The 16,287-nt window shown below is 71.5% G+C and carries 12 protein-coding genes; 4 read left to right on the top strand and 8 right to left on the bottom strand.

Annotated features, from left to right (window positions below; all coding sequences use genetic code 11):
• Nucleotides 1–23 precede the first annotated feature (23 nt).
• The 8 genes from ABT304_RS03810 to ABT304_RS03845 all read right to left on the bottom strand — a co-directional run bounded on the left by ABT304_RS03810 (nucleotide 24) and on the right by ABT304_RS03845 (nucleotide 8,609).
• Nucleotides 24–758, bottom strand: a complete 735-nt coding sequence (locus ABT304_RS03810; RefSeq protein ID WP_350713404.1) for an SDR family oxidoreductase — start codon at nucleotides 756–758, stop codon at nucleotides 24–26.
• The gene (locus ABT304_RS03815) at nucleotides 758–1,606 is read right to left on the bottom strand and encodes a bifunctional allantoicase/(S)-ureidoglycine aminohydrolase (protein ID WP_350713405.1); all 849 of its coding nucleotides are present in this window, start codon (nucleotides 1,604–1,606) and stop codon (nucleotides 758–760) included. The genes ABT304_RS03810 and ABT304_RS03815 overlap by 1 nt, the downstream gene beginning before the upstream one ends.
• Nucleotides 1,603–2,961, bottom strand: coding sequence for an allantoinase AllB (gene allB / locus ABT304_RS03820; RefSeq protein WP_350713406.1), 1,359 nt, complete (start codon nucleotides 2,959–2,961; stop codon nucleotides 1,603–1,605). The genes ABT304_RS03815 and allB overlap by 4 nt, the downstream gene beginning before the upstream one ends.
• The gene (locus ABT304_RS03825; protein WP_350713407.1) at nucleotides 2,958–3,842 is read right to left on the bottom strand and encodes a fumarylacetoacetate hydrolase family protein; all 885 of its coding nucleotides are present in this window, start codon (nucleotides 3,840–3,842) and stop codon (nucleotides 2,958–2,960) included. The genes allB and ABT304_RS03825 overlap by 4 nt, the downstream gene beginning before the upstream one ends.
• A 115-nt stretch (nucleotides 3,843–3,957) precedes the next feature.
• The gene (locus ABT304_RS03830) at nucleotides 3,958–5,133 is read right to left on the bottom strand and encodes a glycerate kinase (RefSeq protein WP_350713408.1); all 1,176 of its coding nucleotides are present in this window, start codon (nucleotides 5,131–5,133) and stop codon (nucleotides 3,958–3,960) included.
• The gene (gene gcl, locus ABT304_RS03835; protein ID WP_350713409.1) at nucleotides 5,096–6,871 is read right to left on the bottom strand and encodes a glyoxylate carboligase; all 1,776 of its coding nucleotides are present in this window, start codon (nucleotides 6,869–6,871) and stop codon (nucleotides 5,096–5,098) included. Before gcl ends, ABT304_RS03830 begins: the two co-directional genes overlap by 38 nt.
• Before the next feature lies 1 nt (nucleotide 6,872).
• Entirely contained in the window at nucleotides 6,873–7,766 is an 894-nt protein-coding gene (locus ABT304_RS03840) for a 2-hydroxy-3-oxopropionate reductase (protein WP_350713410.1), read from the bottom strand.
• Nucleotides 7,767–7,787: 21 nt separating this feature from the next.
• On the bottom strand, nucleotides 7,788–8,609 hold the full coding sequence (locus ABT304_RS03845) for a hydroxypyruvate isomerase family protein (RefSeq protein WP_350713411.1): 822 nt from the start codon (nucleotides 8,607–8,609) through the stop codon (nucleotides 7,788–7,790).
• 182 nt (nucleotides 8,610–8,791) lie between these two features.
• Between ABT304_RS03845 and ABT304_RS03850 the strand changes: the two genes are divergently transcribed.
• The 4 genes from ABT304_RS03850 (at nucleotide 8,792) to xdhB (ending at nucleotide 16,287) form a co-directional block, all read left to right on the top strand.
• Nucleotides 8,792–10,324: a PucR family transcriptional regulator gene (locus ABT304_RS03850; RefSeq protein WP_350713412.1), complete on the top strand. Its 1,533-nt coding sequence runs from the start codon at nucleotides 8,792–8,794 to the stop codon at nucleotides 10,322–10,324.
• A gap of 196 nt (nucleotides 10,325–10,520) precedes the next feature.
• Nucleotides 10,521–12,476: a 2-oxo-4-hydroxy-4-carboxy-5-ureidoimidazoline decarboxylase gene (gene uraD, locus ABT304_RS03855; protein ID WP_350713413.1), complete on the top strand. Its 1,956-nt coding sequence runs from the start codon at nucleotides 10,521–10,523 to the stop codon at nucleotides 12,474–12,476.
• Nucleotides 12,473–13,909 carry a xanthine dehydrogenase small subunit gene (locus tag ABT304_RS03860; protein ID WP_350713414.1) on the top strand — a complete coding sequence of 479 codons (1,437 nt, stop codon included), beginning with the start codon at nucleotides 12,473–12,475 and terminating at the stop codon, nucleotides 13,907–13,909. The genes uraD and ABT304_RS03860 overlap by 4 nt, the downstream gene beginning before the upstream one ends.
• Nucleotides 13,906–16,287 (top strand): xanthine dehydrogenase molybdopterin binding subunit, encoded by a 2,382-nt coding sequence (gene xdhB, locus ABT304_RS03865; RefSeq protein ID WP_350713415.1) that lies wholly within the window; start codon nucleotides 13,906–13,908, stop codon nucleotides 16,285–16,287. The genes ABT304_RS03860 and xdhB overlap by 4 nt, the downstream gene beginning before the upstream one ends.

The raw sequence follows: 16,287 nt of genomic DNA on the forward strand, positions 1-16,287 counted from the left end.
TTCTCGGGACGGCCCGGGGAGCGTCAGCCGCGACCGGCGTACGGCATCCCGGTCGCGAGGATGGTCATCGCCGGCACGCTGACCCCGGGCGGCAGCTGGGCCATGGCGACCACCGCGTCGGCGACGTGCTGCGGGTCGAAGGTCGGCTCGGGACGTACGGTGCCGTCGGCCTGACGGGCGCCGACGGCGATCCCGGCGGTCATCTCGGTGGCCGCATTGCCGATGTCGATCTGACCGACCGCGATGTCGTGGGTACGGCCGTCGAGGGCCAGCGAACGGGTGAGACCGGTGATCGCGTGCTTGGAGGTCGTGTAGGCGACGCTGCCCGGTCGCGGCACGTGCGCGGAGATCGAGCCGTTGTTGATGATCCGCCCGCCGCGCGGGTCCTGTCGCTTCATCCGGGCGAACGCCTCGCGGGCGCAGAGGAAGGAGCCGGTGACGTTGACGGCCAGCGTCGCAGCGAACTCCTCGGGCGGGACCTCGTCGACCTCGCCGCTCGGCCCGAACGTGCCGGCGTTGTTGACCAGCAGGTCCACGCGCCCCCACATCCCGACGACCGCGGCGAACGCCGCCGACACCTCAGCGGCGGAAGCGACGTCCGTGGGCAGCACGAGGGACCGCGCCATCACCGACGCGGTCTCCTCGAGCGAGGCCTTGGTGCGCCCGAGGAGCGCGACCTGGAAGCCGGCGCCGTCCAGCGCCTGCGCGATCACCCTCCCCAGCCCGGAGCCGGCACCGGTGACGACCGCGACCGGCATCAGGTGAACTGCCTCGACAGGACCGCGTGCCGGTTGACGTCCTTGTAGAGCAGGTAGCGGAACCGGTCGGGTCCACCGGCGTAGCAGGCCTGCGGACAGAACGCCCGCAGCCACATGAAGTCGCCCTCCTGCACCTCCACCCAGTCCTTGTTGAGCAGGTAGACGGCCTTGCCCTCGAGGACGTAGAGCCCGTGCTCCATCACGTGCGTCTCCGGGAACGGGATCGCGCCGCCGGGCTCGAAGCTGACGATGTTGACGTGCATGTCGTGGCGTACGTCATCGGGGTCGACGAAGCGCTGGGTCTTCCAGGCGCCGTTGGTGCCCGGCATCTCACCGCCGGGTACGTCGACCTCGTTGGTGACGAACGGTTCGGGAACGTCGATGCCCTCGACCGCCTGGTAGGCCTTGCGGATCCAGTGGAACCGGGCGACCTGGTCGCTGGCGTTGTGCAGTGTCCAGGTGGAGCCGGGCGGGAGGAAGGCGTAGCCACCCGGGGCGAGATCGTGCTTCTCGCCCTCGACCGAGAGCGTCAGCGCGCCCTCGACCACGAACAGCACACCCTCCGCGCCCGGGTCGAGCTCGGGCTTGTCACTGCCGCCGCCGGGCGAGACCTCGACGATGTACTGGGAGAAGGTCTCGGCGAACCCCGAGAGCGGGCGGGCGATCACCCACAGCCGGGTGCCCTCCCAGAACGGGAGCTTGCTGGTGACGATGTCGCGCATGGTGCCACGGGGGAGCACGGCGTACGCCTCGGTGAAGACGGCCCGATCGGTGGTCAGCTCACGCTGCGACGGGTGGCCACCGGTCGGGGCGTAGTAGCGGCCAGGAGGGTTGTGTGCTGCGCTCATGGTCGGGCTCCTTCTGTGGTGGCTCTGCTGAGCAGCCGGCCCTGGGGCGCGGCCTCGATGTCGATCTTCTCGCCACGCAGCCAGGTCGCGCGGACGACGCCGGCGAGCGATCGACCGTGGTAGGGCGTGACGGCGTTCTTGTGGTGGAGCCTCGCGGCATCGACCACGTAGGAGGCGTCGGGGGCGAGGACCACGAAGTCGGCGTCACGGCCGACCGCGATCTGCCCCTTGCGGGCCAGCCCGGCATGACGTGCGGGAGCCTCGGACATCCAGCGGGCGACGTCGGCGAGGGTGAAGCCGCGGCTCCTTGCCTCGGTCCAGACCGCCGACAGGCCCAGCTGGAGCGACGAGATACCACCCCAGGCGACCCCGAAGTCGCCGCTGTCGAGGGCCTTCAGGTCGGGTGTCGAGGGCGAGTGGTCGGTGACGACCATCTCGATGACGCCGTCGCGCAGGCCCTGCCACAGCAGCTCGCGGTTGGCGGCCTCCCGGATCGGCGGGCAGCACTTGTACTGCGTCGCGCCGTCGGGGATCTCCTCCGCGGCGAAGGTCAGGTAGTGGGGGCAGGTCTCGGCCGTGATCGGGACCCCGTCGCGGCGGGCCGAGGCCAGCATCGCGAGCACGTCGGAGCTGGAGACGTGCAGGATGTGGACGCGGCAGCCGGTCCACCGGGCCAGCTCGATCACCTGGGCGATGGCGAGGTTCTCCGCGCCGCGGGGACGGCTGTGCAGGAATCTTTCGTACGCCGCACCCCCGGCCTCCGGCGCGTGCTCGATCGCGTGGGCGTCCTCGGCGTGGACGATCAGCAGACCGTCGAAGGAAGCGATCTCGCGCATCGCGAGCTCGAGCTGTGCGCTGTCGAGCGGCGGGAACTCGTCGACCCCGGAGTGAAGCAGGAAGCACTTGAAGCCGGAGACCCCGGCCTCGTGCAGGGGTCGCAGCTCCGCGACGTTGCCCGGGATCGCTCCGCCCCAGAAGCCGACGTCGACGAAGGCCTGGCTCGCCGCGGTCTTGCGCTTGAGGTCGAGAGCCGGGAGGTCGCAGGTGGGCGGGATGCTGTTGAGCGGCATGTCCACGATCGTGGTGACCCCGCCGGCCGCCGCGGCACGGGTCGCCGAGGCGAAGCCCTCCCACTCGGTCCGGCCGGGGTCGTTGACGTGCACGTGCGCGTCGACGACGCCGGGCATCAGCACCTCGTCGTCGGCGAGCTCGACCACCCGGGCCGCGGTCAGGTCCTCTGCGATCGGCGCCACCGCGACGATCGCGCCGTCGCGAACTCCGACGGCTCCGGCTCGCTCGCCCTCGGGGGTCACCATCCGTGCCGCGCGGATGACGACATCGAGATCTCGACTCACACCCTCACCTCCGCCTCATCGACTGCCTCTTCGACTGCCACCACCCGGGTCCGCTGGCGACCGAGACCGGTCACCTCGGCCTCCACCACGTGCCCCTCCCGCAGGAAGGGCCGGGGCTCGGGCCGCAACGCTGCGACCCCGCCAGGCGTCCCGGTCAGCACCAGGTCGCCGGGCTCGAGTGTCATCAGCGTACTGAGGAAGGCGAGGAGCTCGCCGACGCCGTAGGCCATCCGTGCGGTCGTCCCCCGCTGCCGGCGCTCGCCGTCGACCCAGAGCTCCAGTCCGAGGGCCTGCGGGTCGCCCACGGCGTCGGGCGTGACCAGCCACGGACCGATGGGGGTGAAGGTGTCGGCACACTTCCCCTTCGCCCATGTCGGCCCGGCCGCGATCCGCGCCCGCTCGCTGACGTCGTCGGCGGTGAGGTAGCCGCCGACCGCGGCCAGGGCATGCTGCGGGTCGGCACACCGGGTCAGTCGGCGCCCGATCACCACACCCAGCTCGACCTCGTAGTCGGTCATCGTCGACCCCGGCGGCAGCTCGATCGCGTCGTGCGGCCCCACGATCGATGTCGAGGGCTTGAGGAAGACGACCGGCTCGTCCGGGATGGCGACGCCGGCCTCCTCGGCGTGGTCCTCGTAGTTGAGCCCGATTCCGACGACCTTGCCCGGCCGGGCCACCGGCGGTCCGATCCGGGCGTCGTCGGGGACGACGGGAAGGGTGCCCGAGGCGATGGCGTCCCGCACCCGCCGGATCCGCTCCGGGTCGCCGAGCAGGTCGCCGTCGATCGCCGGCACGACGGCCGACAGGTCACGCAGTACGTCCTGGTCGTCGAGAGCCGCGGGGCGCTCCTGGCCCGGCGGGCCCACACTCAGCAGTCTCATGCCGCCTCCTCGGATGCTGACCGAGGTGCCTCGGTCAGGTTGCGCTTCCCTCGTGGAACTCCACGAAGGAGGTGGGCGCTCACCGAGTCACCTCGGTGAACATTCCGCCGCTCGCTCATGCGTCCTCCTTGATGAGATGGTCGGCGGCGATCCGCTCGGCGATCTGCTCGAGCAGGACGGCCCCCTCGGTCAGGCAGCGCTGCAGGTCGGGTTCGATGTCCGTCAAGGCGTACGCCGCCCCGATCCCGGCCGCCTGCAGCCGGTCGTGGTCGAGATGGTTGACCCCGCAGACCGCCACGACCGGGACACCGGCGCGGGCGGCCGCGGCGGCGACGCCGGCCGGGGCCTTTCCGTTGAGCGTCTGCTCATCGAGCGCCCCTTCGCCGGTGACAACGAGGGCCGCACCGTCCAGGGCCGAGGCGAAGTCGACCAGCTCGAGCACGAGCTCGATGCCCGAGCGGAGCTCCGCGCCGAGCAGGGCCAGTGCGGCGAAACCGACACCGCCGGCCGCTCCGGCGCCGGGGTGGTCACGGAGATCGGTTCCGGTGAACGAGGCCACCAGAGATGCCCATCGGCCGAGCGAGGCGTCCAGCCGCCGGACCTGGTCCGCATCGGCGCCCTTCTGCGGGCCGTAGACCGCGGCCGCGCCCGTGGGGCCGGTGAGCGGGTTGTCGACGTCGCACGCGACGGTGACCGAGACCCCGTCGAGGCGCCGCCGCAGCTCGTCGACCTCGATCCGGGCAACCTCCTCGAGACCGACTCCACCCGGACCCACCGGGTCCCCGGCAACGGTGAACAGCCTGGCGCCGAGCCCGCAGAGTAGCCCTGCTCCGCCGTCGGTGCTGGCGCTGCCGCCGATCCCGAGCACGATCCGGCGACAGCCCGCATCGATCGCGGCCGCCATCGCCTGCCCGGTCCCGAGGCTGGAGGCCCGCATCGGATCCAGCACACCCGGCAGCCGCGCCAACCCGGACGCGTCGGCGAGCTCGACGACCGCGATGTCGTCCCGCCGGGCGTACGCCGTCCGCACCGGCTCCCCGGTCGACCCGGCCACAGTGACCGGTACGAGGACGAACCCGGCGGACTCGGCCGCCGCCAGGGTGCCGTCGCCACCATCGGCGACCGGGATCGCGTCGACGACCACGCCGGGACTCCCCCTGCGCATCCCGGCGCTCACCGCCGCCGCGACCTCGGCCGCGGTGAGCGATCCCTTGAACTTGTCGGAGGCGACCAGCACGCGGACCATGGCGTGATCAGTCCAGCGGGACGAGCGCGGTCGGGGCGTGCTCACCGCGCTCGGCCAGCTCCTCGAACTCGACGACGCCGTCGATCTCGACGCCCATCGAGACGTTGGTGACGCGCTCGAGGATGACCTCGACCAGCACCGGGACCCGATACTCCGCCTGAAGCGCCTTGGCCTTCTCGAATGCGGCACCGAGATCGGCCGGGTCGGTCACCCGGATCGCCTTGCAGCCCAGGCCCTCCGCGACCTTGAGGTGGTCGACGCCGTAGCCCTCGAGCTCGGGGCTGTTGACGTTGTCGAAGGCCAGCTCCACGCAGTAGTCCATCTCGAACCCGCGCTGGGCCTGGCGGATCAGGCCGAGGTAGGAGTTGTTCACGACCACGTGGATGTAGGGGATGTTGAACTGGGCGCCGACCGCCAGCTCCTCGATCAGGAACTGGAAGTCGTAGTCGCCCGAGAGCGCGACGACCTGGCCGTCGGGGACGGCGGTCGCGACCCCGAGGGCGGCCGGCAGCGTCCAGCCGAGCGGGCCGGCCTGGCCGGCGTTGACCCAGTGCCGCGGCTTGTAGACGTGCAGCAGCTGTGCCGCCTGGATCTGGGACAGGCCGATCGTGGTGACGTAGCGCGTGTCGGACCCGAAGGCCCGGTTCATCTCCTCGTACACCCGCTGCGGCTTGATCGGGACGTTGTCGAAGTGGGTCTTGCGCTGCAGGGTCCGCTTGCGCTCGGCACACTCCTCGGCCCAGGCGGCACGGTCGGTGACGCGGCCGTCGGCCGCCCACTCCTTCGCGACCTCGACGAGCACCTCGAGCGCCGCGCGGGCGTCGGAGACGATCGAGTAGTCCGCCGCGAAGACCCGGCCGATCTGGGTCGGCTCGATGTCGATGTGCACGAACGTACGTCCGCGGGTGTAGGTCTCGACCGAGCCGGTGTGGCGGTTAGCCCACCGGTTGCCGATGCCGAGCACGAAGTCGCTGGCCAGCATGGTCGCGTTGCCGTAGCGGTGGGAGGTCTGCAGGCCGACCATGCCCGCGTTGAGCGTGTGGTCGTCCGGGATCGTGCCCCAGCCCATGAGCGTGGGGACGACGGGAACCCCGGTGACCTCGGCGAGCTCGACGAGCAGGTCGGAGGCGTCGGCGTTGATCACGCCACCACCCGCGACGATCAGCGGTCGCTCCGCCCCGAGCATCATCGCCAGCGCCTTCTCCGCCTGGGCACGGCCGGCCGCCGGCCTGGCGATCGGCAAGGGCTCGTACGTCTCGATGTCGAAGTCGATCTCGGCCAGCTGGACGTCGAGCGGCAGGTCGATCAGGACCGGGCCGGGACGCCCCTCGCGCATCAGCCGGAAGGCCTTCTGGAAGGTGCCCGGGACCTGGGCGGGCTCCATCACGGTGACCGCCATCTTGGTGAGCGGTCCGGCGACGGAGGCGATGTCGACCGCCTGGAAGTCCTCCTTGTGGAGCTTCGCGACCGGAGCCTGCCCCGTGATGCACAGGATCGGGATCGAGTCGGCGGAGGCCGAGTAGAGCCCGGTGATCATGTCGGTGCCGGCCGGGCCGGAGGTGCCGATGCAGACGCCGATGTTGCCGGCCTTCGCCCGGGTGTAGCCCTCGGCCATGTGCGAGGCCGCCTCGACGTGACGGGCGAGCACGTGCTGGAGCCCGCCGTGCTTGCGCATCGCGCTGTAGAACGGGTTGATCGCGGCACCCGGAAGGCCGAACAGCTGGGTCGCGCCCTCCTTCTCCAGGATCAGGACGGCGGCGTCGACCGCGCGCATGCGTGCCATCTCAGTTCTCTCCCTTGGTGACGGAACCGCTCAGGCGCTCGACCCCGCGCAGCAGTGCGGAGTGGTCCAGGCCGCCGTCGCCGTTGGCCCGGGCGCTCGCCATCAGCTGGGCGACCAGCGAGCCGAGCGGGACCACGACGCCGGCCTCGCGGGCGGCGGAGGTGACGATCCCCATGTCCTTGTGGTGCAGGTCGATCCGGAAGCCGGGCTGGAAGGAGCGGGTGAGCATGTTCTCCTTCTTCTGGTTGAGGACGCTCGACCCGGCGAGCCCGCCGCCGAGCACCTCGAGGGCGGCCTTGGTGTCCACGCCGTACGCCTCGAGGAAGACGACCGCCTCCGAGAGCGCCTGGATGTTGGCGGCGACGATGAGCTGGTTGGCCGCCTTGACCGTCTGACCGGCACCGCTCGGACCGACGTGGACGATGGTCTTGCCCACGACGTCGAAGAGCGGCTTCGCGGTCGCGAAGTCGTCGGCCGAGCCGCCGACCATGATCGAGAGGGCCGCGTTCTTCGCGCCGGCCTCGCCACCGGAGACCGGGGCGTCGAGGATCCGGAAGCCACGCGCCGTGGCCTGCTCGGCGAGCGTCGCGCTCACGTCTGGCCTGATGCTGGAGAAGTCGATGATCAGCGCACCGGCGGGGGCGGACTCGAAGACGCCGCCCTCGGCGGTGAGGACCTCCTCGACGTGCGGAGAGTCCGGGACCATGACGCAGACGACCTCGGCGTCGCGGCAGGCGTCGGCGGTCGAGGTGGCCGCGCGGCCGCCCGCCGCGGCCAGGGCCTGGGTGCGCTCGGGGCTGTGGTCGAAGCCGGCGACGGTGTGGCCCGCCTCGACGAGGTGAGCGGCCATCGGGCTGCCCATGATGCCGAGGCCGATGAAGGCGATGTTGGTCATGATGTTCCTCCTACGGGGTGGTCAGTGGGTGGCGGTCGCGGCGCTACGGCGCTCGCGCGGCAGCCAGTCGAAGCTCTCGGTGGAGGTCGTGGCGGGCTTGTACTCCAGCCCGACCCAGCCGGTGTAGCCCGCCACCTCGAGGGCGGCGAGCTGCCGCTCCAGCGGGAGCTCGCCGGTGCCGGGCTCGTTGCGGCCCGGCGCGTCGGCGATCTGGACGTGGGCGATGCGAGCGGCGTACGCAGCGATCACCGCGTCGACGTCGTCGCCGTTCACGGCCAGGTGGTAGAGGTCGGCGAGCAGGCCGATGTTGGCCTCCCCTGCGCGGTCCATGGCCGCGATCGCATCGGCGGCGGTGAGCAGCGGATAGCGGTCGGCGCCGCTGACCGGCTCGACCAGCACGGTGCCGCCGATCCGGGCGGCTGCGCGGGCGGCCAGCGCGAGGTTCTCGGCGCCGAGCTCGTCCTGCGCCTCGGGGGCGACGCCGTCGACGCGGTTGCCGTAGAGGGCGTTGAACGCCGTGCAGCCGAGCCGTTCACCGATGCCGATCGTGACGTCGATGTTGTCGCGGAACTCCGCCGACCGCGCCGGCCACGAGACCAGGCCGCGGTCGCCGGCCGGCATGTCGCCGGCGAAGAAGTTGAGGCCGACCAGCTGCACCCCGGCGTCCTGCACGGCGGTCACGAAGGCGTCGACGTCCTGGTCGGACGGCACCGCCTCGGCGAACGGCCACCAGAACTCCACCGCGTCGAAGCCGGCTGCCTTCACCGCCGCGGGGCGCTCGAGCAGCGGGAGCTCGGTGAACAGGATCGAGCAGTTCACCTCGTACCGGAGCTGGTGGGTCATCACACCGTTCCTTCCGTATTGCGGAATTTGATTTCTGACATTCGAAATATAAGGATGTGAGCGGAGTCACGTCAACCCCGAGCGGAACTCGGCCGCAAACTGATGAAGAAGCGACAACGGCCCTCCCACGCGAGGGCGCACGCGTTGTACGTTCCTCCAAGAACGCGGACCATGGAGGCACCGTGCTACTTGCAGAGCTGTTGGAGCAGCCCAGCCTGGGCCTGCGACTCCTGCACGCGCCCGACGGCTCGCTGGAGCGTCCGGTGGGGCGCACGATCACGATCGACCTGCTCGAGCCGGGCCGCTACCTGAACGGCGGCGAGCTCGTGCTCACCGGCCTGGTCTGGCGCCGTGGACCGGAGGACAGCGAGACGTTCGTGTCCTCGATCGCCGACGGTGGCGCGACCTGTCTACTGGCCGGAGCGGCCCTGCTCGGCGCCGTTCCCGACGACCTCGTCGAGGCCTGTCGCCGCCATCAGGTCGCCCTGGTCGAGGTGCCCGGCGACGTGGCGTTCGCCGACGTGACCGAGTACGTCGCGGCCGCGGGCGCCGCCGGCGCGAGCGCCCGGATGTCGGCCAGCCTGGCCCGCCAGCGTCAGCTACTCTCCGCCATCGCCTCGGGTCGCAGCCTCGACGAGCTGGCCGCCCGGGTGGCCTCCGAGATCGGCCACGCGTGCCGGGTCCTCACCGCCAGCGGACGCCATGTCGTACCCGGCCCCGGAGAGCTCGATCCCGAGACGGTCGACGCGCTGACCCGCCGCTTCCTGACCGCCGACCTGCTGCCCGCCGTGGCCGAGGTGGGCGACCGCAGCTACTCGCTGTTCCCCATCGGGTCGGGCCTGGCCGACCGCCTCACCGGATGGACCGTGGTGGTCGAGGGCGACCACACCACCTGGCCGCGGGAGGACCTCGACATGGTCCACGAGTTCGGCGCCATCACAGCCCTGGACCGCTCGCGGCGCGACGAGGGATTCCGTGTCCGGCGACCGCTCGCGGCCGCGACCCTCGCCCATCTGGAGGCCGGCGCCTCACCTGCCGAGATCGCGACCGGGCTACGCCAGTCCGGGCTCGACCCTGAGCGCCCGCTCGTGCTCGCCGTGGCCGAGCTCGGACCGGGCGGCCCGCCCGACGCGGTGGCCGCGGTGCTCGAGGATGTGGCCCTCGGCCTGGGGCCCTCCGTGGTCGCGAGCGCGCGGGACGGCTGTGCAGTCGCCTTCCTCCCGTCCCGCCCGGACCTCACCGACCAGCTGCGCCGCTCGCTCACCCGGCTGGCGCCGGCCCTGGTCCGCGGCTCGCTGTCGGTCGGACTGAGCGGCGAGAGCGCCATCGACGCGCTGGCCGGCGCGCTCGAGGAGGCCCGGTTCGCGCACCGGGTCGCCCGCTCCGGCGGCGGCGCGGTGGCGCTGTCCAGCTCGGAGGAGGTCACCTCGCACGTACTCCTGCTCGCCACGGTCCCCGACGACATCCGCCGCACCTACGCACAGCGTGTCCTCGGTCCCGTCCTCGAGCACGACCAGCGCACCGGCAGCGATCTGGTGCCGACGCTCGACCGGTTCCTGACGTACGCCGGGTCGTGGACGCGTACGGCGGAGTCGCTCCATCTCCACGTCAACAGCGTGCGCTACCGGATCTCCCGGGTCGAGGAGCTGACCGGGCGTGATCTGACCACGATGGAGGACCGTGTCGACGTCTTCCTCGCCCTCAGATCGCTGTGAAATACGGCCGCCGAAACCGGTACGAAACCGCTCTGCAACCGGCCGCACGCCATTCTGGAGCATCACACAAAGGCCGCATCGACGCAGACCCCATCTTCGGATGATCGGCGGGTGCCGCTCGGGGCCGCAAGAGACCAGGCTGTGGTGAGAGTCACAGCTCACCTGCCCACCAGGGCGCCCCGAGAAAGGTGTGAGGATGAACGCGAGAGCAGTCCTGAGGTCGATCCGGCCCCAGAAGAAGGACGGTGGACGCCCCACCCACCCCGTCGACGAGGTGCTCCCGGCACCCAAGCTCGCCGTCTACGGCCTCCAGCACGTGCTCGCGTTCTACGCCGGGGCGGTGATCGTCCCGATCCTGCTCGCCAACTCCATCGGGTTGAGTCAGGAGGAGCTGATCCACCTGATCAACGCCGATCTGTTCACCTGCGGCATCGCCTCGATCATCCAGTCGGTCGGCTTCTGGAAGGTCGGCGTACGCCTGCCGCTGCTGCAGGGGGTCACCTTCACCGCCGTCTCACCGATGATCGCGATCGGGCTCGCGGCCGGAGGCGGCACCGACGGGCTGCTCGTCATCTACGGCGCGGTGATCGTCGCCGGGCTGGCGACCTTCTTCATCGCCCCCTACTTCAGCCGGCTGATCCGGTTCTTCCCGCCGGTCGTGACCGGCTCGGTGATCACCATCATCGGCATCGCGCTGCTGCCCGTCGCCGCCGCGGACGCGACCGGTGGCGCCGGCCCGACCTCGGACCCCACCAGCGGCCGCAACCTGGCGTACGCCCTGGGCACCCTGGCCCTGATCGTGGTCATCCAGCGGGTGTTCAAGGGCTTCATGGCCACGGTCGCAGTGCTCGTCGGCCTGGTCGTCGGCACCCTGGTTGCCTGGGCCCTCGGAGATGCCCACTTCGACGCGGTCGCCGGCTCCGACTGGGTGGGCGTGACCACGCCGTTCCACTTCGGCTGGCCACAGTTCTCCGCCGCCGCGATCGTGTCGATGATCGTCGTCATGCTGATCACCGCCGTCGAGACCACCGGTGACGTCTTCGCCACCGGCGAGATCGTCGAGAAGCGGATCGGCCGCAACGACATCGCCCGCGCCCTGCGCGCCGACGGCCTGGCCACCACCATCGGCGGCGTCTTCAACTCCTTCCCCTACACCTGCTTCGCCGAGAACGTCGGCCTCGTCCGGCTGACCCGGGTCAAGAGCCGCTGGGTCGTCGCCGCGGCCGGTCTGATCATGGTGTTCATCGGACTGCTCCCGAAGGTCGGCGCGATCGTCGCCGGCATCCCGCACCCGGTCCTCGGCGGCGCCGCCCTGGCCATGTTCGCGACGGTCGCGGTCGTCGGCTTCCAGACGCTCAGCAAGGTCGACTTCCACGACCACCGCAACGTGGTGATCGTGGCGACCAGCGTCGGTCTGGCGATGTACGTCACCGCGCAGCCGGAGGTCGCCCAGGCCGTCCCGGGCTGGGCCGAGATCATCTTCGGCAGCGGCATCACCCTCGGCAGCCTCACCGCGATCCTGCTCAACATCCTGTTCCACCACGTCGGCCCGGACTACGGCCCCGCCGTCGCCGGCCAGCCCGGCGAGGGCGTCCGGCTCGACCAGGTCAACCAGATGGGGCGTACGGAGTTCGTGGAGACGTTCGACGGTCTCTTCCAGGGGCCGCGGTGGATGGTGGAGCGGGCCTGGGAGCAGCGTCCGTTCGCCGACACGCACGCCCTGCGCCGCGCCTTCCAGGACGCTCTCTTCAGCGGCTCCGTCGAGGAGCAGCGCGAGCTGATCGAGGCCTACCCCGAGCTCGGCTCACGCCTGGTCTCGGAGGGGATGGTCGGCGAGGAGTCGCTGCGCGACCAGTCCTCGCGCGGCCTGACCCACCTCGCCGAGCCGGACCAGGAGACGCTGGCCTCGCTCACCGACGCCTACCACGAGCGGTTCGGCTTCCCGCTGGTCATCTCCGTACGCGACTCCGACTCGCTCGACCGGATCCTCGCCGAGGGCCGGTCGCGGCTCGGGAACTGCGAACGGCAGGAGCACGCCGCCGCGCTGATCGAGATCGCCAAGATCGCCGGCCACCGCTTCGACGACTTCCTGCGCGATGCCAACCCGATCCACAGCGCCCGCACCCGCAACCCGATCCGGAGCCAGCCATGACCGATCCCTCCGTCACCGTCAACGGGGACCACGTACCCCTGACCGGGGTCGCCACCCACACCACCGCCCTCGACTGGCTGCGCGGACGCGGCCTGACCGGCGCCAAGGAGGGCTGCGCCGAGGGCGAGTGCGGCGCCTGCTCGGTGCTCGTCGCCAGGCCCGGCACCACCTCGCCGACCGAGTGGACCGCGATCAACGCCTGCCTCGTCCCCGTCGCTGCGCTCGACGGCCAGGAGCTGGTGACCAGCGAGGGCCTCGGGTCCAGCGACGACCTGCACCCGGTCCAGCAGGAGCTGGCCGTACGCGGCGGGTCGCAGTGCGGCTACTGCACGCCCGGCTTCGTCTGCAGCCTCGCCGCGGAGTACTACCGCCCGAGCCGCGAGGCGGCCGCCGAGACCTGCGACCACGAGCACGGTCCGAACGGCGTCGACCTGCACGCGCTGAGCGGCAACCTGTGCCGCTGCACCGGCTACCGCCCGATCCGCGATGCCGCCTACGCCCTCGGCGCGCCCGAGGCCGACGACACCTTCGCCGCGCGCCAGCAGCAGCCTCCGCCTGAGCCGCGACCGACCCGGATCGCGGTCGACGGCGCCGAGTTCGTACGCCCGGAGACGCTCACCGAGGCCCTCGACCTGATCACCGAGTGGCCCCAGGCGCAGGTGGTCGCCGGCTCGACCGACTGGGGCGTCGAGGTCAACATCCGCGGCCGTCGCGCACCGCTGGTCGTGGCGGTGGACCGGCTGCCCGAGCTGCGCGAGCTCTCCTTCCGGACCGGCCACGTCGAGATCGGCGCGGCCCTCACCCTGACCGAGATCGAGCGCAAGCTCAACGGCCGGATCCCGCTGCTGGCCGAGCTGTTCCCGCAGTTCGCCTCGCGGCTGATCCGCAACGGTGCGACGCTCGGCGGCAACATCGGCACCGCCTCGCCCATCGGCGACGCCCCGCCGGCGCTGCTCGCGCTCGACGCCGAGGTCGTCCTGGCCTCGCCGAGCGGCGAGCGGGTCGTCCCGCTGGCCGACTACTTCACCGGCTACCGCGAGACCGTCCGGGCCGCCGACGAGCTGATCCGCAGCGTACGGATCCCGCTGCCGCTGGCCCCGCTCGTCGGCTTCCACAAGATCGCCAAGCGCCGCTTCGACGACATCTCCAGCGTGGCCGTGGGCTACGCGGTCGAGGTCGTCGACGGCACCGTGGGCCGCGCCCGGATCGGTCTGGGCGGGGTCGCGGCCACCCCCTTGCGCGCCGTCGCCACCGAGGACGCCCTGGTCGGCCGGCCCTGGACCGAGGAGACCGTACGCCGCGCCGCGGCCGTCCTGGCCGGCGAGGGCACACCGATGGACGACCACCGCGCCAGCGCGTCCTACCGCTCGGCGATGCTCGGCCAGTCCCTGCTGCGCCTGTTCCACACCCACCGCGAGGAGGTGCCCGTATGAGCGCCCTGTCCGAACGCCCCGACAACCCGATCGTCGGGATCCCGCTGCCCCACGAGAGCGCTGCGCTGCACGTGACCGGCGAGGCGCTCTACACCGACGACCTGGTCGGACGGATGACCGGCGTGCTGCACGCCTGGCCGGTCCAGGCGCCGCACACCCATGCGATGGTCACCGCGCTGCGGACCGCCCCCGCCTACGACGTGCCCGGCGTCGTCCGGGTGCTGACCGCCGAGGACGTACCGGGCGTCAACGATGCCGGCGTCAAGCACGACGAGCCGCTCTTCCCGACCGAGGTGATGTTCCACGGCCACGCGGTGTGCTGGGTCCTCGGCGAGACCCAGGAGGCCGCTCGGCTGGGCGCGGCCGCGATCGAGGTCGACTACGAGCCGCTGCCCGCCCTGGTCACCGTGACCGAGGCGATCGCGGCGGAGAGCTTCCAGGGCACCCCGCGCAACCTCGAGCGCGGCGACGTCACGGCGGCCCTGAAGAACGCCGCCCACGTCTTCGAGGGCGAGTTCGAGTTCGCCGGCCAGGAGCACTTCTATCTCGAGACCCACGTCTCCCTCGCGCTGGTCGACGAGGGTGGTCAGGTGCTCGTGCACAGCAGCACCCAGCACCCCTCCGAGACGCAGGAGATCGTCGGCCACGTGCTCGGGGTCCCGAGCCACGAGGTCACCGTCCAGTGCCTGCGGATGGGTGGCGCGTTCGGCGGCAAGGAGATGCAGCCGCACGGCTACGCGGCCATCGCCGCGCTCGGCGCCACCCTGACCGGGCGCCCGGTGCGGCTGCGCCTCAACCGCACCCAGGACATCACCATGTCCGGCAAGCGCCACGGCTTCCACAGCACCTGGCGCGTCGGATTCGACGACGAGGGCCACATCCTCGGCCTCGAGGCGACCCTCACCGCCGACGGCGGCTGGAGCCTCGACCTCTCCGAGCCGGTGCTGGCCCGCGCGCTGTGCCACATCGACAACGCCTACTGGGTGCCCGACATCCGTGTCGACGGCCGCGTCGCGCGCACCAACAAGACCTCGCAGACCGCCTTCCGCGGCTTCGGCGGACCGCAGGGCATGCTCGTCATGGAGGACCTGCTCGGCCGGTGCGCCCCGCTGCTCGGCATCGACCCGCTCGAGCTGCGCCGCCGCAACTTCTATCAGCAGAACCAGACCACGCCGTACGGTCAGCAGGTCCGCCAGGCCGACCGGCTGGCGGCCTGCTGGGACCAGGTGGCGTCCTCCGGCGAGGTGGCTCGCCGCCGCGCGGAGATCGCCGACTTCAACCGCCGCCACCCGCACACCAAGCGCGGCCTGGCGATGACGCCGGTGAAGTTCGGCATCTCGTTCAACCTCACCGCCTTCAACCAGGCCGGCGCCCTCGTCCACGTCTACAAGGACGGCTCGGTGCTGATCAACCACGGCGGCACCGAGATGGGCCAGGGCCTGCACACCAAGATGCTCCAGGTGGCGGCGACCGCGCTGGGCCTCCCGTTGTCCCGCGTACGCCTCGCCCCCACCCGCACCGACAAGGTGCCCAACACCTCGGCGACCGCGGCCAGCTCCGGCGCCGACCTCAACGGGGCCGCGATCAAGAACGCCTGCGAGCAGATCCGCGAGCGGCTCGCCCAGGTCGCCGGCGGCCGTCTCGGGATCAGTCCCAGCGACGTACGTTTCGATGACGGTGTCGTCCACGGCCTCTCTCCCGCGTCCGGCGAGATCGGTTGGAACGAGCTGGTCAACATCGCCTACCACCAGCGAGTGCAGCTGTGGGCGGCCGGCTTCTACCGCACCGAGGGTCTGCACTGGGACCCCAACGTGATGCAGGGCGAGCCGTTCAAGTACTTCGCCAACGGGGTGGCCGCGTCCGAGGTGGAGGTCGACGGCTTCACCGGTGCCTACACGCTGCGGCGGGTCGACATCGTCCACGACGTCGGCGACAGCCTGAGCCCGCTGATCGACATCGGTCAGATCGAGGGCGGCTTCGTGCAGGGTGCCGGCTGGCTGACCCTGGAGGACCTCCGCTGGGACACCTCCGACGGACCCAACCGGGGCCGGCTGGCGACGCAGGCGGCGAGCACGTACAAGCTGCCGAGCTTCTCCGAGATGCCCGAGGACTTCCGGGTGAAGCTGCTCGAGAAGGCCCACGAGGAGGGTGTCGTCTACGGCTCCAAGGCCGTCGGCGAGCCCCCGCTGATGCTCGCCTTCTCCGTACGCGAGGCGCTGCGTGAGGCGGCCGCCGCCTTCGGCCCGGCCGGGACCAGCGTCGAGCTCGGCTGCCCGGCGACCCCCGAGGCCGTCTACTGGGCCCTCGACAAGGCTCGTACGCCGCAGGCCGCCGAATCGGGCGGCGAGCCCGAGCCGGTCATGGCCGGAGAGAGGTGA

It is taken from the genome of Nocardioides sp. NPDC000445, from assembly GCF_040300245.1.
In the GTDB taxonomy this organism is placed as follows: domain Bacteria; phylum Actinomycetota; class Actinomycetes; order Propionibacteriales; family Nocardioidaceae; genus Nocardioides.